The 21,205-nt window shown below is 64.2% G+C and carries 17 protein-coding genes; 12 read left to right on the plus strand and 5 right to left on the minus strand.

The window, feature by feature from the left end; all coding sequences use genetic code 11:
* Position 1 precedes the first annotated feature (1 nt).
* From FJ948_RS12125 to FJ948_RS12145, 5 genes are all read right to left on the minus strand, one after another.
* Positions 2-604, minus strand: coding sequence for an ANTAR domain-containing response regulator (locus FJ948_RS12125; RefSeq protein ID WP_140704597.1), 603 nt, complete (start codon positions 602-604; stop codon positions 2-4).
* 137 nt (positions 605-741) lie between these two features.
* Complete coding sequence (locus FJ948_RS12130; RefSeq protein ID WP_140704599.1) at positions 742-1,056, minus strand: hypothetical protein; 315 nt, start codon at positions 1,054-1,056, stop codon at positions 742-744.
* A gap of 110 nt (positions 1,057-1,166) precedes the next feature.
* Positions 1,167-1,967 carry an endonuclease/exonuclease/phosphatase family protein gene (locus FJ948_RS12135; RefSeq protein ID WP_140704601.1) on the minus strand — a complete coding sequence of 267 codons (801 nt, stop codon included), beginning with the start codon at positions 1,965-1,967 and terminating at the stop codon, positions 1,167-1,169.
* Positions 1,968-2,088: 121 nt separating this feature from the next.
* Positions 2,089-3,552 (minus strand): phosphatidylserine/phosphatidylglycerophosphate/cardiolipin synthase family protein, encoded by a 1,464-nt coding sequence (locus FJ948_RS12140; protein WP_140704603.1) that lies wholly within the window; start codon positions 3,550-3,552, stop codon positions 2,089-2,091.
* A gap of 76 nt (positions 3,553-3,628) precedes the next feature.
* Positions 3,629-4,309, minus strand: a complete 681-nt coding sequence (locus tag FJ948_RS12145; RefSeq protein WP_140704605.1) for a GntR family transcriptional regulator — start codon at positions 4,307-4,309, stop codon at positions 3,629-3,631.
* A 206-nt stretch (positions 4,310-4,515) separates the two neighbouring features.
* Here FJ948_RS12145 and FJ948_RS12150 point away from each other — a divergent pair, with 206 nt between their 5' ends.
* The 12 genes from FJ948_RS12150 (at position 4,516) to FJ948_RS12205 (ending at position 21,200) form a co-directional block, all read left to right on the plus strand.
* Positions 4,516-5,643: a sugar ABC transporter substrate-binding protein gene (locus FJ948_RS12150; protein WP_140704607.1), complete on the plus strand. Its 1,128-nt coding sequence runs from the start codon at positions 4,516-4,518 to the stop codon at positions 5,641-5,643.
* 96 nt (positions 5,644-5,739) lie between these two features.
* A complete protein-coding gene (locus FJ948_RS12155) occupies positions 5,740-7,272 on the plus strand; it encodes a sugar ABC transporter ATP-binding protein (RefSeq protein ID WP_140704609.1) in 1,533 nt (510 codons plus the stop codon).
* Positions 7,269-9,344 (plus strand): ABC transporter permease, encoded by a 2,076-nt coding sequence (locus tag FJ948_RS12160; protein WP_140704610.1) that lies wholly within the window; start codon positions 7,269-7,271, stop codon positions 9,342-9,344. Before FJ948_RS12155 ends, FJ948_RS12160 begins: the two co-directional genes overlap by 4 nt.
* Before the next feature lie 12 nt (positions 9,345-9,356).
* Positions 9,357-10,163, plus strand: a complete 807-nt coding sequence (locus FJ948_RS12165; protein WP_140704612.1) for an SDR family oxidoreductase — start codon at positions 9,357-9,359, stop codon at positions 10,161-10,163.
* A 12-nt stretch (positions 10,164-10,175) separates the two neighbouring features.
* Entirely contained in the window at positions 10,176-11,123 is a 948-nt protein-coding gene (locus tag FJ948_RS12170; RefSeq protein WP_140704614.1) for a 3-hydroxyacyl-CoA dehydrogenase, read from the plus strand.
* Positions 11,120-12,082, plus strand: coding sequence for a 3-keto-5-aminohexanoate cleavage protein (locus FJ948_RS12175; RefSeq protein ID WP_140704616.1), 963 nt, complete (start codon positions 11,120-11,122; stop codon positions 12,080-12,082). Before FJ948_RS12170 ends, FJ948_RS12175 begins: the two co-directional genes overlap by 4 nt.
* Positions 12,083-12,128: 46 nt before the next feature.
* Complete coding sequence (locus FJ948_RS12180; RefSeq protein ID WP_140704618.1) at positions 12,129-13,007, plus strand: SMP-30/gluconolactonase/LRE family protein; 879 nt, start codon at positions 12,129-12,131, stop codon at positions 13,005-13,007.
* Between the two features lie 308 nt (positions 13,008-13,315).
* Complete coding sequence (locus FJ948_RS12185) at positions 13,316-13,510, plus strand: hypothetical protein (RefSeq protein ID WP_140704620.1); 195 nt, start codon at positions 13,316-13,318, stop codon at positions 13,508-13,510.
* Positions 13,511-13,844: 334 nt separating this feature from the next.
* Complete coding sequence (locus FJ948_RS12190) at positions 13,845-14,762, plus strand: AraC family transcriptional regulator (protein WP_140704622.1); 918 nt, start codon at positions 13,845-13,847, stop codon at positions 14,760-14,762.
* Positions 14,763-14,948: 186 nt separating this feature from the next.
* Positions 14,949-15,467, plus strand: a complete 519-nt coding sequence (locus FJ948_RS12195; protein WP_140704624.1) for an AraC family transcriptional regulator — start codon at positions 14,949-14,951, stop codon at positions 15,465-15,467.
* A gap of 197 nt (positions 15,468-15,664) precedes the next feature.
* Positions 15,665-20,560 carry a YadA-like family protein gene (locus tag FJ948_RS12200; RefSeq protein WP_140704626.1) on the plus strand — a complete coding sequence of 1,632 codons (4,896 nt, stop codon included), beginning with the start codon at positions 15,665-15,667 and terminating at the stop codon, positions 20,558-20,560.
* A gap of 100 nt (positions 20,561-20,660) precedes the next feature.
* A complete protein-coding gene (locus tag FJ948_RS12205) occupies positions 20,661-21,200 on the plus strand; it encodes an invasion associated locus B family protein (protein ID WP_140705036.1) in 540 nt (179 codons plus the stop codon).
* Positions 21,201-21,205 lie beyond the last annotated feature (5 nt).

The following is a 21,205-nucleotide window of genomic DNA, read 5'->3' on the forward strand; positions in this document are numbered from 1 at the left end:
CTCATTCGTCCTCCGCCGGTCCCAATAGCCCAGCGGCAGTCACCAGGCTCTGGGCGATGTCGCTGATCTTGCGATTCTGGTTCATCGCCGTCTTGCGCAGCAGCGTGTAGGCGGCCTCTTCGCTCAGGCCGCGCGATTTCATCAGAATGCCCTTGGCACGGTCGATCACCTTGCGGTTCTCGAGTTCGCCGCGCACTTCCTCCAACTCGCGCGCCATGCGCGAAAAAGCGTTGAAGCGGCTGATGGCCATGTCGAGGATTGGCTTGACACGCTCCTGCCGAAGGCCGTCGACGACATAGGCCGAAACGCCGGCGTCGACCGCGGCCTCGATCGAGGCCTGGTCGGAGCGGTCGACGAACATGGCGATCGGCCGCTTTACCGCACGCGATAGCTGGAACATGTTCTCCAGCATGTCGCGGTTGGGGTTTTCCAGGTCGATGACGATGACGTCGGGCTCGATCTCGGCGATGCGGCGAGCAATGCCGCTGACGTCATGGATGACGGTGACCCGCTGATGGCCCGCCTCGCGCAAGCCAGCCTCGATAACCGAGGCGCGGATGCGGTTTTCGTCGATCACCAGGACGGCGAGGGAAGTTCGGACCATGCCCGCATTATGAGCAAGGCCGCAAAATTGTGCAACGCAGCAAAGCCACCGGCCACGGTGGCTTTGCCCAACTGTTGGCGAAAACTTTCTGCGCCCAAGCTGACGGCGAAAACTATCTGCCTAGCAGGAGACGCCGATCAGCCGCAGACGCGAACGTCTTCGGCTACCCTGTGATGGTGGCGCCAATGCACAACCGTCTCGATGTGGCAGCGGTGATGGCGGTGGTGGCGCCGGTATTCACGGTCGTTGTCGTACTGAACGCTCTGGTCGCCATCATACTCGTTGTCGTAGCGGCGCTCATGGTGACGGCGCACAACAATCCCGGAATCGTCATCCGAGGAATATTGGTTTTCGTCGTCGGACTGGATCGTCAGACTGGCGGCCTGCGTGGGCGCAATCGCCGCCGCTGTCGCGGCAAACGCCAGCACCGAAGACAAGATCAATTTTCTCATTCCATCCTCCTGCGTGTTCAACACACATAAACTCGCGGAAGAACTGGGTGTTCCGCTCACATCCACACGCTTTGCGACACCGGAGACATCAAGGCGTTATCGGCCAGGGACTAAAAGCGGACGAAGGCGGTCAGCGGCAGGTGATCGGAGGCCACCCGCGACAGCGGTGTGTCATGCGCTTCGACGGTCGCGATCATGCCGTGCCGGTTGGCCATGATCCGGTCGAGCGCCAACAGCGGCAGGTTGGACGGGAAGGTGGGGACTGCCGGCGGCTGCGGGCCGAAGGTCGCGTGCAGCGTGTTCAGCGCCGAGCGGTTTCCGAGCCGCCATTCGTTCAGGTCGCCGAGCAGGAGCGTCGGCTTCTCGTCGGGACTGTTCATGATATCCAGAACGACCTGGGCCTGCTGGGAGCGGGATCGGCGCAGCAATCCCAGATGCGCCGCGATGATGCGCAAGGACTGATTTCCGTCGAGATCGATCTCGGCCACCACGGCGCCGCGCGGTTCGAGACCTGGAAGTCTGATCTGATGCACGTCGCGAACGACGCCCTTTTTGAACAGCAGGACATTGCCGTGCCAGCCATGGCCTTTGCCCGTCGCGGAAATGGGCACCGGTACGAGGCCGGTTTCCAGTTCGAGACGGTGCAGGTCGAGAAGCCCGTCACGGTCGCCGAAACGATTATCGGCCTCCTGCAGGGCGATGACGTCCGGGGCGATCTCGCGGATGACGCGGCTGGTGCGGTCGGGATCGAATCTGCGGTCGACGCCGATGCATTTGTGGACGTTGTAGGAGGCGACCAGCGTCCCGGTGACGCCGTCCTTCTTCGGCGACAAGGCGTTGGCCTTGCGCATCCGCCTGTCGCGAATGGACAGGAGCATGCTTGCCGGCAGGCTGCGACCGTTCATTCGCATAGCGCGCCCATCATCCTTGCTGTTCTCACCATGCACCTAGAAATAGAGTCTTTCGGCCGATGTTCCATGGCCGGCGATACGCTATCGGGCAAACACGTCGTTTTATTAAATACGGCGTTTCTCAGAGATAGGGCGATCCCAGCCAGAGGATGCGGTCGAAGAGGCGGATGATGAACGGGCGTGCCCGCAAGGAGGCCAGCGTGACCGGGACGGCCGTTTCGATCGCAGAGCCGATCCGGTTCTCGATCTCGGTGGCAAAGCCTGCGTCGAGCACCTCCAGATCGATTTCGAAGTTGAGCCGCAGCGAGCGGGCATCGAGGTTGGATGATCCGACATAGGCCCACACGCCGTCGATCGAAAGCAGCTTGGAATGGTCGAAAGGGCCTTCCGTGCGCCATATGCGGCAATAATTCTTCAGAATCTGGTCGAATTGCGCGGTCATGGCGCGGTCGACAAGGAAGAGGTTGTTCACCGCCGGCACCACGACATCGATCTCGACGCCGCGCCTTGCCGCGGTGACCAAGGCACTGATCAGTTCCCGGTCAGGCAGGAAATAGGGCGACATCAGGCGGATCGACTTGCGCGCGACCGAGAAGGCGCCGATCAGCAGTTTGTGGTTGGTTTCATTGCTGGCATCCGGTCCGGAAGCGACCGCGCGTACCAGCATCGGCTGGCCGGCGGGCGGCGAAACCGGTGCGATCCGCCAGGCATCGCCCTTCAGCGCCTCCTTGGTGGCGAAGCGCCAGTCTTCCGCCGCGACCGAGAAGAGATCGGCCACAACCGGTCCGGTGACCTTGAAATGCGTGTCCCTGGCGCTGTTGGAGCCGGCGAACTCCGCCGAAAAACCCTTGCGGATGTTCATGCCGCCGGTAAACGCAACCGTGCCGTCGACCACCAGGATCTTGCGGTGGGTCCGCAGGTTGGCATAGGGCAAGCGCAAGCCCATGACGATGTTGCCGTTGAAGACATCGGCCGTGATGTTGGCGCTGCGCAAATGCCCCAGGATGCTGGGTACGGAGTAGCGGGCCCCGACGGCATCGATCAGCACGCGGACGGTGACGCCGCGCCGGACGGCGCCGGCCAGCGCTTCGACGAAGAGCAGGCCAACCGCGTCATTGTCGAAAATATAGGTCTCGAGCAGGACGCTGCGCTCGGCCCCGTCGATCGCCGCGCGCATGGCGGGATAGGCCTCGTCGCCGCTTTCCAGCACATCGATCGCGTTTCCCGGGTTGAGCGCGCGCCGCGCCACCCTGTCGCCCAGCGTCCTGAGGCCGGTGAAGCGCTGTCCATAGCGCTCGATGATCAACGCCTCCTCGGCCGCGACATCGCGCTCATGCTTGGCCGACACCAGGCCATCGGCAAGCGGGCGCTGCGCGCTGATCGTGGCGCGGCGGATGCGGTTGATGCCGGCGACGGCATAGATCAGCACGCCGAGGATCGGCGACAGCACCATGACACCGACCCAGCCGGTGGCGGCGCGAACGTCCTCCTTGGTCATGACGGCATGGGCAATGCCGATGGTCGCCATCACCACGGAGATGATTGCCAGTATTTGGGGCCAGTGAATCGCCAGGGTCTCGAACATTGCCAGGACTATCCAGCGAGCGCCCGCGGAAGGCAATGCAGCTGGCCATGTCCGCCTTCACCGATTGGACGCACGGCTATTTGAGCAGGCCAGTCAGCACGTTGAAAGCGGCGTCGATATCGGCGCGGACGGCGGTCTTGACCGCCTCGCCATCGCGATCACGCAGCGCCGCGAACATCTCCTTATGGTGCTCGTTGGCGGTCGAATAGTTTCCGGAATCGTGCAGCATGTTGAAATAGGGGCTGATCTGCAGCCACAGGTTCTCGATGATGTTGAGGATGTTCTCGGAGCCTGCGGCCCGGTAGATGGAGAAATGAAAGGCGTAGTTGGCGCGCAGGTAGGATTTGACATCTCCCGCCGCATTGGCCTGTTCGAGGACTTCCAGATGCCGGGCGAGCCGCGTGATCCCCTGCTCGTCCATGTGTTCGGCCGCCCACGCGGCGGCGATCGCCTCGATCTCGAAGCGGACATTCCTGAGGTCGACGAGGCGGGCGCGGCTGAGCGCCGGAATTCCGATGGAACGGCCTGAAACGACCATCAAGGCGTTGGCCGCGGTCAGCCGCCGCAATGCCTCCCTCACCGGCATCGGGCTGACGCCGAAGGCGTCGGCGAGGCTTTGCACCGTCACCATCTCGCCAGGCACGATGCTGCCGTCGAGGATCAATTCGGTGACATGGCGATAGACCCTGTCCTGCAGGGTCTCCCTAGACAGCGGCGTTATCTCGACACCAGGCTTCCTGAACGCCGCTCCGGCCATCTCCCGATCAACCTTCCCGCGCAAAAGGCTGCGCATGCTCCCGAAATGCAAGGTTCCGGTCGCGGCGTCAAGCGTCGCGCCATTCTATAGGATATTTCATCATTGATCTTTGATCAAATCATGATACGGTCACCAATATCGGATGACAGGGGCCGCGTCTCGTGCCCCTAGGAGGCATTCGGTCGTTCGTATCGGGAGGAATTCACATGAGAATCGGATTGAAGATCCGGCGGCTCGCGCTGCTGGCCGGCATGGCCGTTTGCGCCCTTGGCGTGTCGGCCGCCGAGGCCGCCGAAAAGCACAAGATATTTCTCAGCATGAGCTATATCGGCAATGACTGGCAGGCCGAGGCGGCGAACATGGTCAAGGCCATGGCCGCGCACAAGAGCCTGGCCGACAAGGTCGACCTGCAGGTCCAGGTCGCCGGGCCGAACGCCCAGCGCCAGATCCAGCAGATCAACGCCATGGTGCAGAGCGGCGCCGAGGCGATCGTCGTCTATCCGATCTCGCCGACCGCGCTCAACCAGGTCGTGAAAAATGCCTGCGACAAGGGTGTGAAGGTCTTTGCCTACGACGCCGAGATCACCGAACCCTGCGCCTACAATGTCCATATCGATCAGCTGGAGGCGGGCCGGGTGACCGCCGAATGGCTGGTCAAGAAGCTCAATGGCAAGGGTAACATCATCGCCATCACCGGTGTTCCAGGCACGTCCGTCGACGATCAGCGGACAAAGGCCGCCAAGGAAGTCTTCGCCAAATATCCCGACATCAAGATCGTCGGCGAGGCTGTCGGAATGTGGAGCCAGGCGGTCGCCCGCACCGAGCTTTCGAAGATCCTGGCCACCCGCAACTGGAACGACATAAACGGGCTGTGGATGCAGGTTGGCTGCTTCACCGCCAACTCCATGCAGTTGGAAGCCGGCAAGAAGGCCAGCGAACTCCTGCCATGCGCCGGTGAAGGCTCCAATGGCGGCCGCATCCAGATGCTGCCGGAGGGCACCGAGGTGGAAGGTGCTGCTCCACCCTACGCACCGGCAGGCGCGCAACGCATTTCCTATGCCTCGCCGCCCTATTCGGGTGCGCTGGCCCTGAAGCTCGCCGTCGAGGCGATCGAAGGCAAGGACGTGCCTAAGACGACGATTCTGCCGCTGCCGGTCGTCACCAATGAGACGATCAAGCTGTGCGACGAAGGCACATGGGCGGAAATGAAGGCAGGCTGCAACGCCTTCAAGCCGTCGCTGGTCTCAAATCCCGGCTGGTTTGCTTCGATCTTCTCCGACCAGACACCCGAGGTCGGCCTCAACGCCGCCCTTGTCGGTCAGCCGGAGAACTGAGCCTCCCAAGGCCAATGGTGACGATGCGCGGATTATCTCCCGTGCATCGTCGATCCGCGCCGGTGGATGGCGCCCAAAAGCCCGGCGATCGAGGACATGACAGAACAGTTCGAACTTCCCGCGATCGAGATCGACGGCATCGGCAAGGCCTTTGGGCCGACGGTCGCGCTGGACGGCGTATCGTTCGCCATCGCGCCCGGCAGCGTCCACGCATTGCTGGGTGAGAACGGAGCCGGCAAGTCGACGCTGGTGAAACTGTTGTCGGGCCTTGTGCGGCCGAGCGAAGGCCATGTCCGCGTCTTCGGCAAGGAGATCAGCTACGGCGCACCGCGCGCGGCACATGCGCTGGGCGTGCAGACGGCGTTCCAGGAGATGACCCTGGTGCGCGATCTCTCGGTCCTCGACAACATGCTGTTGCCATACGCTCCCATCGGCGTCTCCGGCCTGATACGTCGCAAAGCGGCACGCAATGCAGTGCGCCGTCATATCGACGAACTCGGCTTTTCCGTCGATCTCGATGCCGAGGTTGGCGAACTCGAGCTTGCCGTGCGCCAGAAGATCGAGATCGCGCGCGCCGTCTATCGCAAGCCGCGCATCCTGCTGCTCGACGAGCCGACCTCGACGCTCGCCGGCCGCGACGTCGACTGGCTGGGCGACATCATCGCCAGGCTGAAGGCGGCAGGCACCACCATCGTCTTCATCACCCATCGCATGCGCGAAGTCAGGGCCTTTTGCGACACGCTGACGATTCTGAGAAACGGCCGCCACATCGTCACCGCGCCGGTCGCCGAGGTCTCGGATGCAGACGTGATCGAAAAGATCATCGGCCGCAGCATCGAGCAGACTTTTCCGCCCAAGCCCGACGGCGCCCAGGCGTTTGGGCCTCCGGTTCTGGGCGTGCGTGACCTCAAGGTCGGGCGCAAGCTCGACGGCGCGAATTTCGATCTGCGCCGAGGCGAGATCCTCGGCATTGCCGGATTGCAGGGGATGGGTCAGCAAGATCTGTTCCTCGCCTGTTTCGGCATGGCCGAAATCACCCGCGGCGACATTCTCGTCGATGGCCGCAAAGTCTGGCTCGGCTCCCCGGCCGACGCGCTTCGGCCCAACATGGCGATCGGCCTGGTGCCGGAAGACCGCAAGTCCGAGGGCCTGTTCCTGAAACTGTCGGGCAGCCAGAACGCCACGCTGCCCGTCGTGTCGCGCTTCACGCGGTTTGGCCTCGTCGACACCAAGGCCGAGACGGGCTCCGTGGAAGAGGCATTCGCCGCCGTCGAAGTCGACCGCCGCGCGCTGTGGACGCGGGCCGGGGCGTTCTCGGGCGGCAACCAGCAAAAGATCGCCATCGCCAAATGGCTGGTGGCGCAAAGCCGCATCCTGCTTCTGTTCGATCCGACGCGCGGCATCGATGTCGGCACCAAGCATGAGCTTTATGTGATGATGCGAAATTACGTCGCCGCCGGCGGCTCGATCCTGTTGCACTCGACCGAGATTCCCGAGCTGGTCCATCAATGCGACCGGGTGCTGGTCCTCTATGACGGGCACATCGCCGCGGAACTGGAGGGTGACGCCATAACCGAGCCCGCCATCATGCGGCCGGCGCTCGGGCATGCCGGGGATGTCGCCGCATGATCAGCGTCTCATCCCCCGCATCAGTCGGCTTCGGCCTGCGCCGCGCGCTGGCGCGCAATCGCGGCGCGCTGATCGCCGCGTCCGTGCTGGCGATCCTGCTTTTCGTCGTCGACTGGATCAGCGCCGGGCCGCTGACCTATTTCGACGTGTCGTTCCTGTCGAGCGGCGGCGCGACCTCGGCGCTCGCGGCCATCGGCCAGACCATCGTGATCCTGTCGGGCGGCTTCGACCTGTCCGCCGGCGCGGTGATATCGCTGGTCAATGCCGTGCTGGCATCGAGCATGGATCCGATGGCGCCGGGCGCCAGCATCGTCCTGTGGACGGCGGTCGGCATCGGTGTCGGCATGGCGGTGGGCGCCTTCAATGGCTTCTTCATCGCCGTGCTGCGCATGCAGCCCATCGTGGTGACGCTGTCCACCATGTTCATCCTGCAAGGCGTGACGCTGCTGGTGATGGACAAGCCCGGCGGCTTCGTATCGCCCGATCTCGGCAGCTTCTATCTGGGCGACGCGATCGCCGGCTGGCTGCCAATGCCGCTGGTGGTGATCGGCGTCGTCCTGCTTGCCTGGTTCTGGCTGAAGGGAACCCGTTTCGGCACCGCGCTCTATGCCGTCGGCAGCGACGCCGATTCCGCGGCCGCGGTCGGCATCAATATCGTGCTGGTGCGCTTTGCCGTCTATGTGATCGCCGGCGGCTGCTACGGCCTTGCCGGTGTGTTCATCAGCGCTCAGACCGGCAGCGGCGATCCGCTGGTCGGCAATCCGCTGCTTTTGTCGATGTTCGCCGCGGTCGTCGTCGGCGGCACGCGCCTTGGCGGCGGGCAGGGCGGCCCGGTGGGCAGCGTCTTCGGCGCCTTCATACTGATGATGGTGGTGAACATCCTTTTGGTGCTCAACGTATCGGCCTATTATGCGACCATCGCCGAAGGCACCATTCTGGTGCTGGCTGCCTTGGCCGGTTCCCTTTCCCACACGTCGGTGCTTGCCGTGCAGCTTCGCGCGGCGCGCGCCCGGCTTGCCGCCTGGCGCGCCGGCATATTGCCCTCGCAGCTCGAGCGCGTGGACCGGCGGCTCAGGGTCAGCGGACCCTTGCATGGCAAGCGGGACGCGGCCCTGCCGCCTCCCGCCCTCTATCGCCGCAACGCCGAGGTCCTGCGCTATGCGCTGCCCGCCTATGTCTGCCTGCTTGTCATCGTCATCGTCACCCAGATCTGGCTCGGCCGTGCCATCCTCAACCCGGGCTACTGGAATTCCCTGCTGGTGCTGTCGTCCTTCCTCGCCGTGCTGGCGCTGGGGCAGGGAACCGTCATACTGACCGGCGGCCTCGATCTTTCCGTGCCGTGGACGATCGGCATTTCCGGCATCATCCTGGCCGGCATGGTCAACGGCTCGGACGCCGCCCTTGTCTATGCCTTGCCGGTCGTGCTGGTGATGGCCTGCGCCATCGGTTTCGCCAATGGCTCCGGCATCGTCTATCTCGGCATTTCGCCGATCGTCATGACGCTCGCCACAAACGGTATCCTGCAAGGCTTCGCGCTGCTCTATTCGCAGGGAACGCCGGCCGGCTTCTCGTCTCCGATGCTGCGCTGGTTCATGACGGCCAGGCTCGGTTTCGTGACGCCGGTCGTCCTGCTGATGGTCGTCTTCGTCGCCTTGGCGGTGCTCTTGCTTGGACGCACGCCGTTCGGGCGCCGGGTCTACGGCATCGGCAACGGCTTACGCGCGGCACGCCTGTCCGGCATCGGCGTCGAGCGCACGCTGATCCTGGTCTATATGCTGTCGGCGGTCTGCGCGGCCCTTGTCGGCGTCATGCTGACCGGCTTTTCCGGTCAGGCGAGCCTTGGCATGGGCGACGACTACCTCTTGCCGTCGATCGCCGTCGTCGTGGTCGGCGGCGCGCTGATCACCGGCGGGCGCGGCCACTATCTCGGCATGCTTGGCGGCGTGCTTTTGCTGACGGCGCTGCAAATGCTGCTGGCCGGCACCACGCTGCCCTATGCGACGCGGGCAATTCTCTACGGGCTGGTCGTTCTGGGCGCCGTCATGGCGCTGCGCGAACGGCAGCCTCATTGAAAGGACAGGACGATGAGCACCAAGGCACCTGAAACGGCGGACGAATTCCTGGCCGGCCTCAAAGGACAGCGCGTGCTGGTGACGGCGGGCGCCGGCGGCATCGGCTTCGCCATCGCCGGCACGCTGTCGCGGCTTGGCGCGCGCATCGTCGTCTGCGACGTTTCCGACGAGGCGCTGGCCGCTGCTCCGGGCAAGATCGACCTCGTCGCGGCGGTCAAGGCTGATGTCTCGCGCGAGGACGACGTCGACCGGCTGTTCGAGACGGTCGCCGAGAAGCTCGGTGGGCTCGATGCGCTGATCAACAACGCCGGCATTGCCGGACCGACCGGCGGCGTCGACGAGATCGAGCCAGACGACTGGCGGCGCTGCCTCGATATCTGCCTGACCGGCCAGTTCCTGTGCGCGAGGCGCGCCGTGCCGATGATCAAGGCGGCCGGAGGCGGCTCGATCGTCTCGATGTCGTCGGCCGCCGGCCGCCATGGTTACGCTTTCCGCACGCCGTACTCGGCCGCCAAGTTCGGCGTCATCGGCTTCACGCAGAGTCTAGCCAAGGAGCTCGGGCCGCACGGCATCAGGGTCAACGCCATCCTGCCCGGCATCATCGAGGGCCCCCGCATCGAAGGCGTCATCTCGGCGCGCGCCAAGCAGGTCGGCATCAGCCATGAGGAGATGACCGGGCGCTACCTGCAGAACATCTCGTTGCGCCGCATGACCAGCCCTTATGATGTCGCCTCGATGGTCGCCTTCCTGCTTTCGGACGCGGGGATAAACATCTCCGGCCAGTCGCTCGGCGTCGATGGCAATGTCGAGACACTTTGAGGAGGCGGGTTCATGGCAAGAGTTGCGATAATCGGCAGCGGCTTCATCGGGCGGGCCTGGGCGATCAGTTTCGCGCGCGCCGGCCATGATGTGGCGATGTGGGACCAGTCTTCATCGGCGACCGACGGCGCGCGCGACTACATCGCCGGCGTGCTCGGCGATCTCGCCGCCAACGACCTGCTGCGAGGGCAGTCCGCCGCTGCCGTGCTCGATCGCATCGCTGTTGTCGCCGAACTCGGGCAGGCGTTGGCCGGGGCGGTCCATGTCCAGGAGAACACGCCGGAAAATCTCGAGGTGAAGCGTGAGGTGTTTTCGCTGATCGACTCGGCCGCCGATCCGCAAGCGGTGATCGCCAGTTCCACCTCGGCGCTGTTGCCATCGAAATTCACCGACCATCTCAAGGGACGGCACCGCTGTCTTGTCGTGCATCCGATCAATCCGCCCTATCTCATTCCGGCTGCCGAAGTGGTGCCGGCGCCATGGACATCGGCCGAGACGCTCGAGACAACGCGCGCCTTCCTCATCGAGGCCGGCCATGCGCCGCTGGTGATGAAGCGCGAACTCGACGGCTTCATCATGAACCGCCTGCAAGGCGCGTTGCTGGAGGAAGCGTTCCGGCTGGTCGCCGACGGCTATGCCAGCGTCGAGGATGTCGACATCGGCATCCGCGACGGCCTGGCGCTGCGCTGGTCCTTCATGGGGCCGTTCGAGACCATCGATCTCAACGCGCCCGGTGGCGTGCGCGACTATGTCGATCGCTACCAGGGCATCTACTCAAACATCTTTCCGCAGATGCTGCGCCGGGTCGATTGGGCGGGCGAGGGGATGGCGACCGTCGAGGCCGAGCGCAACAAGCGCTTGCCCAGGGAAAATCTAGGCGAGCGGCAGGTGTGGCGCGACCGCCGGCTGATGGCGCTGGCGGCGCACAAGAAGAAATCGGATCAGGAGTTCGGACAATGAAAGAAACCAGCCGCAAGCCCGGCGCAACGGCGGCCAGGGGCAAGGTCATCATCACATGCGCGGTGACGGGAGCGATCCATACGCCGACAATGTCGCCCTATCTGCCGATAACGCCGGATCAGATTGCCTCGGAAGCGATCGCCGCGGCAGAGGCCGGCGCTGCGATCCTGCATTTGCACGCGCGCGATCCGGAAACCGGCAAGCCCGACCAGACGCCGGAGGCCTTCGCCCGCTTCCTGCCGCGCGTCAAGCAAGGCACCAATGCCGCCATCAACATCACCACCGGCGGCAGCCCCTACATGAAGGTCGAGGAGCGCGTGAAGCCGGCAGCCCAGTTCAAGCCCGAGGTCGCCTCGCTCAACATGGGCTCGATCAATTTCGGGCTCTACCATCTCGCCGACAAATACGAGACCTTCAAATTCGACTGGGAAAAGCCGCATCTGGAAGCGACGCGCGATCTCGTCTTCCGCAATTCGTTCAAGGACATCGAGTACATCCTGGCGACCTGCTACGACAACGGCACACGCTTCGAATTCGAATGCTACGACATCGCCCATCTCTACAATCTCGGCCATTTCGCCGATCGCGGGCTGGTTAAGCCGCCCTTCTTCGTCCAGTCGGTGTTCGGCCTGCTCGGCGGCATCGGCACGCATCCGGAGGATGTCGCGCATATGAAGCGCACCGCCGACCGCTTGTTCGGCGACCAGTTCCGCTGGTCGGTGCTTGGCGCCGGCGCCAGCCAGTTGCGCATCGCCGCGCAATCGGCGGCGCTCGGCGGCAACATCCGCGTCGGATTGGAGGACAGCCTGTGGGCCGGCAAGGGCAAGCTTGCCAAGTCGAATGCCGAACAGGTCGTGCTGGCGCGCAAGATCATCGAAGGGCTTGGCATGGAAGTGGCGACGCCCGACGAGGCGCGCGAAATCCTGTCCTTGAAGGGCGGCGACAAGGTTGCTTTCTGAGGCGGCCGACCAACCGCCGCTGCACACCAATATATGGGAGGATGGCATGAAGATCGAAGTCGTGGTGGACGTGAAGACGACGCTGGGCGAGGGGCCTTTGTGGGACGTCGAACAGGAGCGCCTCTACTGGATCGACAGCTTCGACGGTCGCGTGTTTCGGGCGACCGCCGACGGGCGCGAAATCCGCTCATGGGACGTGCCGATGAAGATCGGCTCGATCGCGCTGCGCAAGGATGGCAGCGGGGCGGTCGTCTCGCTGCAGCGCGGCTTCCATTTGCTCGATTTCGCCACCGGCGACGTCACGCTGATCCATGACCCGGAACCGGACAGGCCGATGAACCGTCTCAATGACGGCAAGGTCGACCGGCGCGGCCGCTTCTTCGCCGGCTCGATGGATACGATGGAGGAAGGCCCCTCCGGCGGGCTCTACCGGCTCGATCCGGATTTCTCCGTCACCAGGATCGATTCCGGCATCATCTGCTCCAACGGTCCGTGCTGGAGCCCCGACGACCGCACCTTCTATTTCGCCGACACCTGGACCGGCGAGATCTGGGCCTACGACTATGATATCGCCACCGGCGCGGCCACCAATCGCCGTACCTTCGTGCGCGTCGACACCAGCAAGGGTGGGGCCGCCGATGGCTCCACCGTCGATGCGGAGGGCTATCTGTGGAATGCGCTGGTTTATGACGGAAGGCTGGTGCGCTATGCGCCTGATGGCTCAGTCGACCGCATCATCGACATGCCGGTGAAAAAGATCACCAGCGTCATGTTCGGCGGGCCGAAGCTCGACACGCTCTACGTCACCTCGATGGCCAAGCCGCCGCTGCCGCGCTTCCCCGGCGACGGCGTGCTGCGCGGCAGCCTGTTTGCCATCACCGAGCTTGGAATCAAGGGTATCGCCGAACCGCGCTTTGGCGGCTGACCGATAAGCATGGGCTACGGCGCCGACCGTGGCCAACCGTCACGAGCCGCGGCGCGGCATTGCTCTCCCTGTTGGCGGCACGCGGTCGTTCGAAGGGTGAGCAGTCGGCTCGATCAAGCTTCGATAAAATTCCACCTGGCAAAGCCCACCTTGATCCAAGGGAAAGCATAGGGCCGATGTGGTCCGGCATCGCGCTGAGCTGCTTTGGTCCTCCCAGGCTTCCTGTTCTTTGGTACCACATCTATTGTATATCAGAAGGAATGAAATTACCGATGTAACACTTCGATTGAAGGCGAGGGGGGCGCCGAATGATGATTTTCAACTTCAAGGGGCCACCCGCGGGTGATGGCGATATCTCGGCCGAATGCCAGGATCAGTTGCTGCCTCTCGTCAATGAAATCGTCCAGGCCGCGGTGACGGCCGGCTGGAACGAGGACGATGTGCTCCTGGCCGTCGTGGAACTCGCCTGGGATCTGTACGAGCAACGTCGCGGTGAGCTGTAGCGGCGGGCGCCGATCGCCGGCTCCGCGGCCAGACCAAGCTTTAGATTAGCCAAAGCCGCGCCAAGCGCCTCATCGGTGCTTGACGACAATACAGAATCGGGCCACCGGCCATGTCAGGCCCGATTGCGACACTCGCGGATGGCGAAGACCTCACCACGAAGATAAAATGAAACGCTCGGCAGCTCCGTTTGCCGATCATTTTCTTTTCTTTTCTCGAATAAAAATTTTTCTTTGCGCGTGGGAGTTCTTCCCAAGCCAAGGTGTGTGCGCTACGTCTGTCTTCGGGTTGGCTAAGGGGATTTGAAGCAGCGGCGAGACGGCTGAGGCGGCACGAATGAAAAATGCGGACGAGGCTCGGGAAAGCGGCGTTTCCCGGAGTGTCGATCGAGCAGCCCGATACGTCTTGGACATCATTCCCGAAAGTGCTGGCCCCAGAAGGGCCACCGCGCAAGGAAGCGTGATCTATTCCGTCCGCGGGCCCGGCTCGCAGACATTCCTGGCCAAGGAACACTCCGTAGGGATCGTGCTTGCGCCCATACGCAAGTTGAGGGCTTCGCTCGGCAGCGACAAGCTCCAGGAATACGATGCGCCGGTCGGGTGTCTCGTCATCAATCCCGCGGGCGTGGACAGCAATCTCGCCTGGTCCGCGACCAGGGAAAATGCCGTGGTCTCCATCTCTCCCGAAGCGCTGTCGGCCCTGGCGGCTCATGAGTTCGACATCGGCGATCCGGAACTCAGGCCGCCGGCGTTCGGCACGGTCGACGTCTGGGCTCTCACGATCGCCCAGAAGATCACCGCCGAACTGACAGGCGAGCCATCTCCCAATGGGCTCTATCTGGACTCGCTGGTCACGCTGTTCGGCATTCATCTGCTGCGCACCTATACCGGCCGAAACAGGCAGCCGGCATCGCCCAAGGGCGGGCTCTCCACCGACGGCGCCCGGCGCGTGCGGGAATATCTCAATGAGAGTTTCATGCGAAAAATTCTCGTCGCCGAACTCGCGTCGGTGGCGGGCGTTTCCCCCAATCATTTCATCGCCGGATTCACCAGGACGTTTGGAATGCCGCCGCATCGGTACCTGATCAATTTGCGGCTGGACTTCGCGGAAAGACTGCTCGCGGACGGCAGGCTTTCGATCGCCGAAGTTGCCTACCTCGCCGGTTTTTCGGATCAGAGCCATCTGGCCGCGACAATGAAGAAATACAGGGGCAGAACGCCAACCGGAGCCGGCAATGCTTCTCTCAAGCGTTGAAGCCAGACCATGGCAAAGTGGCAACACCTGCCGGCCGGCGATCCAGGACCGGAATTTTCTACAAAGCTTTCGGTGTTTTGCAAAATACGTCCGTCACGACCTATGCCCCAAGCTTTGTCGGTGTCATCGGGAATGTCATGCAGTCCGCGTCGTCCGGACCGATTGATCAAATGAAAGTGGCTGGCGATGCAGGCCCGCATCGGTCAATCGCGAATTGTTTTTCGGGGGAACGGGGAGGGAGGCCTGGGGTTGGACTTCATCTGGGACGTATCAGGGGACCCCAAAATGCCGGGCGATGATGATTTCTCCAGGCCGGTTTCCGGAACCAACTCCGTACGACAGCCGGCGCTCAACGCGAAGGGCGGGCTTTCTCCGCGCGGCGCGCGCAAGGTGCAGGACTTCCTGCACCAGAATTTCACTCGCAAGCTGACGCTTGCAGAGATGGCCGCGGTCTGCGCGCTTTCGCCCTCTCATTTCGTGCGGGCGTTCGCCAGGACATTCGGAGTACCGCCGCATCAATATATTCTCGACCTGCGGCTGGACCTCGCCGAAAGGCTGCTTGCAGACAACCGCATGACGATCGCCGACATCGCTCATATCTGCGGATTTTCAAGCCAAAGCCATTTTACCACCGTCATGAAGAAATACAGGCAGGTGACGCCGCTGCAGGCGCGGATGGGCAAGCTAAACGCCAAGCTTAGGTGAGACTTCGCCCGTTGCATTGTTTGATTACTTTGTTTTGAAGCAGTGACTAAGGTAACGAGCCGTTAACCCCCAGCGATATCCTGCGATCTTTTCTCACGAGACAGCAATTTCGTGAAATACCGCAGGCAGGAATCATGTCTTCCTGTCGTCGACTGGAATTGTCAGACGATTCCATGCCGGCCAGCGGAGAGGGCACCATGACCGACAATCAGATTTCGAACCGGTCGCTTGTCGTGCGGCGTCGCGCGGCGCATTTTGCCGGGCAATGGATCGCGGATGCCGGTGTCAGTTCCCGCTCGGCCCGGCGCCGCTTGATGGCCGTGCTGCGCATGGCTCATTGCGTGCTCGGGATGAAGCGGGACCGGCTGGGGCTTGGGACACTTGGAGCCAGTGGGGCGCTTGGAGCGCTGGTTGCGATCACAGGAGTGATGGCCCCGCAAACGGCGTTCGCCCAGGTCGTGATAGGTAACGGGGTTCTGACCAACGTCGCGAACTGCACGACTCCCTCCGCAGGGGGGCAAAGCACTGCGATCGGATGCGGCAGCACCGCCCCCGGCTCGGCTTCAACCGCCATCGGGGCCGGGGCCCATGTGAGTGGCAATAACGGCGTGGCGTTAGGCACCGGTATCACCGCAACAGGCGATGCTTCGATCGCCATCGGCTACACGATGAATGCCACTGGGCTCAACGCCATAGGCATAGGTGTCTTCGCGAACGCCACTGGCGTCAATGCTCTTGCCGTGGGCGGGAACGCCCGCGCACTCGTGGACGGAGCATCAGCCTTTGGTGTCAACAGCACTGCAAACGGGGCGAACGCCGTCGCTATCGGCTCAACCGCCAGCTCCTCGGGTGGTGCCTCGGTGGCAATTGGATTGTCATCCAACGCCTCATCATCGAACGGCGCTGCCATAGCCATGGGTGTCGGTGCCAAGGCAAATGCCGGAACGGGCGGCGGTTCTCCCGTTGCCATTGGCACGAACGCCAATGCAAGCGGCACCGCTCCTGCCGGCTTCACGTTCGAGGCCGTCGCGCTCGGCACAGCCGCAGCCTCAACGGGGGCATGGTCGGCCGCCGTAGGCTCGAGCTCTTCCGCGACCGGGACAGGGGCCAGCGCATTCGGAACCTCCGCCACAGCCTCGGCGAACCAGTCCACAGCGATCGGAAACGGAGCAGCCGCCTCGGGTGTTGGAACCACGGCCATGGGTTACCTGGCCAAAGCCGTCGGGACGAATGCCGTTTCGATTGGCAACCAGGCCAGCGCCGGGGGGCTGAACTCGCAAGCGCTCGGCAACGTCGCCAATGCTTCGGGCAATTTCGCGCTGGCGCTGGGCAATCAGGCCGTGTCGAGCGGGGTGGGCTCCGTCGCGGCGGGTTCGGGAGCCCAGGCCACGGCCGTCTCGACCACGGCGCTTGGCAATAACGCCGCCGCGACCGCCGCGAACGCGAGCGCGCTGGGCTTGGGCGCCACTGCGAGCGGCGTGGACGGCACGGCGATCGGCAAGCAAGCCAATGCGAGCGCGCAGGACGCCATAGCCCTGGGCACCACCTCAGTTGCAAGTGGTACCGCCAGCACAGCGGTTGGCAACGTCGCCGTTGCCAGCGGCGCAAACGCCTCTTCGTTCGGGTCCGGAGCAACTGCGGCAGGAGACAATTCTCTCGCCGCCGGCGTCAGCGCCAACGCCGGCGGAAGCGCCAGCACCGCTCTGGGCATCGGGACCGTAGCCAGCGCCGACAATTCCACTGCTGTCGGACGTGAATCCCGCGCCACCGGACTCAACAGTACCGCGCTCGGCCGTGGCGCCCAAAGCAGCGCCCTGAACTCCATCTCTCTCGGCGCTGGGACGAGGGCGTCCGGAATAGGCGCCGTCTATGTCGGCTCAAGCACTTTTGCAACGAGCGCCAGTGGAGACAACGCCATCGGCATCGGCACGGACGCGACGGCATCTGACGCCGACGCCCTTGCAATGGGGCGCGACAGCCAGGCGACGGCAGCCAGCGCCATCGCGGTCGGTCTACAGTCCGCTGCGCTCTCCGCCGACTCCGTCGCCATCGGCACGGGCGCGACTGCCGACGGCGGTAAGGCCGTGGCCATCGGCGCTGGCAACACCGCCTATGGCGACGGCGCGGTCGCCATAGGCGATCCCAGCTATGCCAGCGGCACCGGCGCCTTTACCGGCGGCGCCAACAACATCGCCAACAGCGACGGCACTGCGACCGCCACTGCGGCCAATATGGCCAACGGTGCCGTCGCCATCGGCAACAACAACAAGGCGATCGGGCAAGGCTCCGTGGCGCTGGGCAACGGCTCGACGGCGGGCGCCGCCGGCCTTGCTGGCAATGTCGCTCTCGGCAACGGTGCGACGGCGTCGGCCAGTTCCGGCGACGTGGCGCTGGGCTCGGGCTCGGTGACCGCCGCAGCGGTCGCCACGCCGAGCACCGTGGTCAACGGCACCACCTACGCGTTCCAGGGCACCAATCCGACCTCGACGGTCAGCATCGGCGCGGTCGGTGCCGAGCGCACCCTCACCAATCTCGCAGCGGGGCGGATCAGCGCGCTCTCGACCGACGCGGTCAACGGCTCGCAGCTCTTTGCCACCAACCAGGCCGTCGACGCCATCGGCACGACCTTGAACAACATCAACACCGGCGGCGGCATCAAGTATTTCCATGCCAACTCGACCTTGCCGGATTCCCAGGCGCTTGGAACGGATTCCGTCGCCGTCGGCCCGAATGCCGTGGCCACCAATGCCGGGGACGTCGCGATCGGCCTCAATTCGGCATCGGAGGCCACTACCGCCGTAGGCGGCACGACGATCGGCGGCGTCAACTACACCTTCGCCGGCGGCACGCCGGCCGGCGCCTTCTCCGTGGGCTCGGCCGGCGCCGAGCGCCAGATCCAGAATGTCGCGGCCGGGCAGTTGAACGGCGGTTCCACCGACGCCGTCAATGGTTCGCAACTCTTCGCCACGAACCAGCAGGTGACACAGAACACCACTGACATCGCTGGCATCGGCAGCGGCGTGACCAATCTCGGCAACATCGTCAACAACATCGCCGGCGACACCTCGACCGCTTATACCGACGCCAATGGCGTGGGCATCCGCTATGCCCGCACCAACGAGGCCGGACTGGCGCAAACGGACTCCTTCGCGCAGGGCGTCGGCTCGACGGCCGTCGGCTACCAGGCGACCGCGACCGGCGTCAGCGGATTGGCCCTCGGACGCGATACCCAGGCCAGCATCGACGGCAGCGTGGCGCTCGGTTCCGGCTCGGTGTCCGATCGCGCGATCGCTCCCGCTTCCGGCCAGATCGCCGCCGGCCCATCGAACTTCATCCAGTACAACACGTCAGACAAGACGCTGCTCGGCGCTGTTTCGGTCGGTACCGCCACCGCCTACCGGCAGATCACCAATGTCGCCGACGGCACGGAGGACCAGGACGCCGTGACGGTGCGCCAGCTGGCCGGCGCGATCGCCGCGGTCTCCGCCACCTCGACGAAATATTTCCATGCCAATTCGACGGCCGGTGACTCGCTGGCGGTCGGTGCGGAATCGGTCGCGGTCGGCCCGACCACGGTCGTCAACGGCGACAATGGCGTCGGCATCGGCAATGGCGCGATCGTCGACCAGACGGCGCCTGGCGGCACGGCCATCGGCCAGAACGCCCATGTCATGCTGGCCGACGGCATCGCGCTCGGCACCGACTCGACCGCATCGGGCGTCCAGTCGGTGGCGCTCGGCGCCGGCGCCCAAAGCACTTTCGCCAACAGCGTCGCCCTTGGTGCCTCGTCGATCACATCGGTTGGCGCGCAGGCCGGCTACACCGGCTTTGGCCTGACCGCCCCGCAGACCTCCGTCGGTGAAGTGTCGGTCGGCGCCGCGGGCGCCGAACGCAAGCTAACCAATGTCGCGGCGGGTTCGGCCGATACAGACGGCGTCAATGTCTCGCAGCTGCGCGGCGTTTCGCAAAATGTTTCCAACCTGTTCGGCGGCGGCACCACGGTCAATCCCGACGGCTCGATCACCGGTCCGACCTACACCATCCAGGGCAACAATTATTCGACCGTCTATGATGGCTTCACCGCCGTCGACAACGCGCTGACCAACATCAGCAATGGCGGCGGCATCAAGTATTTCCACGCCAATTCGACGCTGGCCGACTCCACCGCCAGTGGTACCGACAGCGTTGCGATCGGACCGGCGAGCGTGGCCAGCGGCACAAACAGCCTCGCCGCCGGCAATGGCTCGACAGCCACAGGGCAAGGCGCCGTCGCGCTCGGTCAGGGTGCGAAGGCCAACAACGCCAGCGATGTGGCGCTCGGTTCGGGTTCGGTGTCGCAGACCGCCGTCGGCACTTCCAGCACCACCATCAACGGCAAGACCTACGCCTTCGCCGGCACGACCCCGGTCGGGACCGTCAGCGTCGGCGACGCCGGATCCGAGCGGACGATCACCAATGTCGCCGCCGGACGCGTTTCCTCCGACAGCACCGACGCGATCAACGGGTCGCAGCTCTACGCCACCAACACGGCGATCGAGGACCTGACCAAGACGATCGGCGGCATCGGCGGCACGGTCCAGAACACCGTGCAATACGACACCGTGAACAATCCGGACGGATCGACGACCAAGACCAACACCATAACGCTGCAGGGCGGCGACCCGAATGCGCCTGTCGTCATCTCCAATGTCGGTCCCGGCGTTACCGGCACCGACGCGGTCAACGTCAACCAGCTGAACCTGAACCTGGCCCAAAGCAAGACCTATACCGACCAGGTGGCGGTGACGACGTTGCAGCAGGCCAACAATTATACCGACCAGAAATTCAGCCAGCTCAATTCCGACATCAGCGGCATCAGGGACGAAGCACGGCAGGCGGCGGCAATCGGACTGGCGGCAGCCTCGCTGCGCTATGACGACCGTCCCGGCAAGCTCAGCGTGGCGGCGGGCGGTGGCTTCTGGCGGGATTCGAGCGCCTTTGCCTTTGGCGCGGGCTACACCAGCGAGGACGGCCGCATCCGCGGCAACGTGTCCGGTACGGCGGCGGGTGGAAATGTCGGTGTCGGCGCCGGCCTGAGCTTCACCTTGAACTGAGGCGGACGGCAGGACTGGAATGAACAGGCGAACCGGCCATGACAGGCTAGACGCGAATCCGGGGAAACCGATTGGCTTTCCCGGATTTGCCGTGGCGGCCATGACCTGCCTGGCGCTTGCCGGCGGGCTGGCGCCGGCTGCCGGGCAGGTGGCATCGCCCTACAGGATCAAGCCCTCCGACGTGGTGGTGCCTCCCGACGTGAAGCTCGGACAATACCAGCGCACCATTCGTCCTTTCGAGAACTGGACGCTGATCTGCGACGAGAACCTCAAGGCCCGCAAGAAGGTCTGCAATGTCTCGCAGGTGATCGAGGACGGGGCCGGCAAGATGGCGTTCAGCTGGTCGCTCGCCGCGACCCAGGACGGCAAGCCCTACATGATCCTGCGCACGGCGCCGAACGCCAGGAGCGATGGGCTGGTGTCGCTGAAGTTCGACGGGCGCGCCGCATCGATCGACGTGCATTTGAATGGCTGCAACGAAATGGTCTGCGTCGGCATGCTGCCGGTGGGCCCCCTGATGCGCCAGGAGATAGCGCGGAAGGCGACGCCGGCGATTTCCTACCCGACCGTCGATGGCCAGACCATTACCGTGACCGCAACGCTCAAGGGGCTGTCCGAGGCCCTTGCGCCAATCAAATAACCGAG

The organism is Mesorhizobium sp. B2-3-12 (genome assembly GCF_006442205.1).
Lineage (GTDB): Bacteria > Pseudomonadota > Alphaproteobacteria > Rhizobiales > Rhizobiaceae > Mesorhizobium.

Bases quoted from the DNA above. Each gene is read 5' to 3' on its own strand.
- FJ948_RS12125 (WP_140704597.1), bottom strand. From the start codon at position 604: ATGGTCCGAACTTCCCTCGCCGTCCTGGTGATCGACGAAAACCGCATC.
- FJ948_RS12130 (WP_140704599.1), bottom strand. From the start codon at position 1,056: ATGAGAAAATTGATCTTGTCTTCGGTGCTGGCGTTTGCCGCGACAGCG.
- FJ948_RS12135 (WP_140704601.1), bottom strand. From the start codon at position 1,967: ATGCGAATGAACGGTCGCAGCCTGCCGGCAAGCATGCTCCTGTCCATT.
- FJ948_RS12140 (WP_140704603.1), bottom strand. From the start codon at position 3,552: ATGTTCGAGACCCTGGCGATTCACTGGCCCCAAATACTGGCAATCATC.
- FJ948_RS12145 (WP_140704605.1), bottom strand. From the start codon at position 4,309: ATGGCCGGAGCGGCGTTCAGGAAGCCTGGTGTCGAGATAACGCCGCTG.
- FJ948_RS12150 (WP_140704607.1), top strand. From the start codon at position 4,516: ATGAGAATCGGATTGAAGATCCGGCGGCTCGCGCTGCTGGCCGGCATG.
- FJ948_RS12155 (WP_140704609.1), top strand. From the start codon at position 5,740: ATGACAGAACAGTTCGAACTTCCCGCGATCGAGATCGACGGCATCGGC.
- FJ948_RS12160 (WP_140704610.1), top strand. From the start codon at position 7,269: ATGATCAGCGTCTCATCCCCCGCATCAGTCGGCTTCGGCCTGCGCCGC.
- FJ948_RS12165 (WP_140704612.1), top strand. From the start codon at position 9,357: ATGAGCACCAAGGCACCTGAAACGGCGGACGAATTCCTGGCCGGCCTC.
- FJ948_RS12170 (WP_140704614.1), top strand. From the start codon at position 10,176: ATGGCAAGAGTTGCGATAATCGGCAGCGGCTTCATCGGGCGGGCCTGG.
- FJ948_RS12175 (WP_140704616.1), top strand. From the start codon at position 11,120: ATGAAAGAAACCAGCCGCAAGCCCGGCGCAACGGCGGCCAGGGGCAAG.
- FJ948_RS12180 (WP_140704618.1), top strand. From the start codon at position 12,129: ATGAAGATCGAAGTCGTGGTGGACGTGAAGACGACGCTGGGCGAGGGG.
- FJ948_RS12185 (WP_140704620.1), top strand. From the start codon at position 13,316: ATGATGATTTTCAACTTCAAGGGGCCACCCGCGGGTGATGGCGATATC.
- FJ948_RS12190 (WP_140704622.1), top strand. From the start codon at position 13,845: ATGAAAAATGCGGACGAGGCTCGGGAAAGCGGCGTTTCCCGGAGTGTC.
- FJ948_RS12195 (WP_140704624.1), top strand. From the start codon at position 14,949: ATGCAGGCCCGCATCGGTCAATCGCGAATTGTTTTTCGGGGGAACGGG.
- FJ948_RS12200 (WP_140704626.1), top strand. From the start codon at position 15,665: ATGACCGACAATCAGATTTCGAACCGGTCGCTTGTCGTGCGGCGTCGC.
- FJ948_RS12205 (WP_140705036.1), top strand. From the start codon at position 20,661: ATGACCTGCCTGGCGCTTGCCGGCGGGCTGGCGCCGGCTGCCGGGCAG.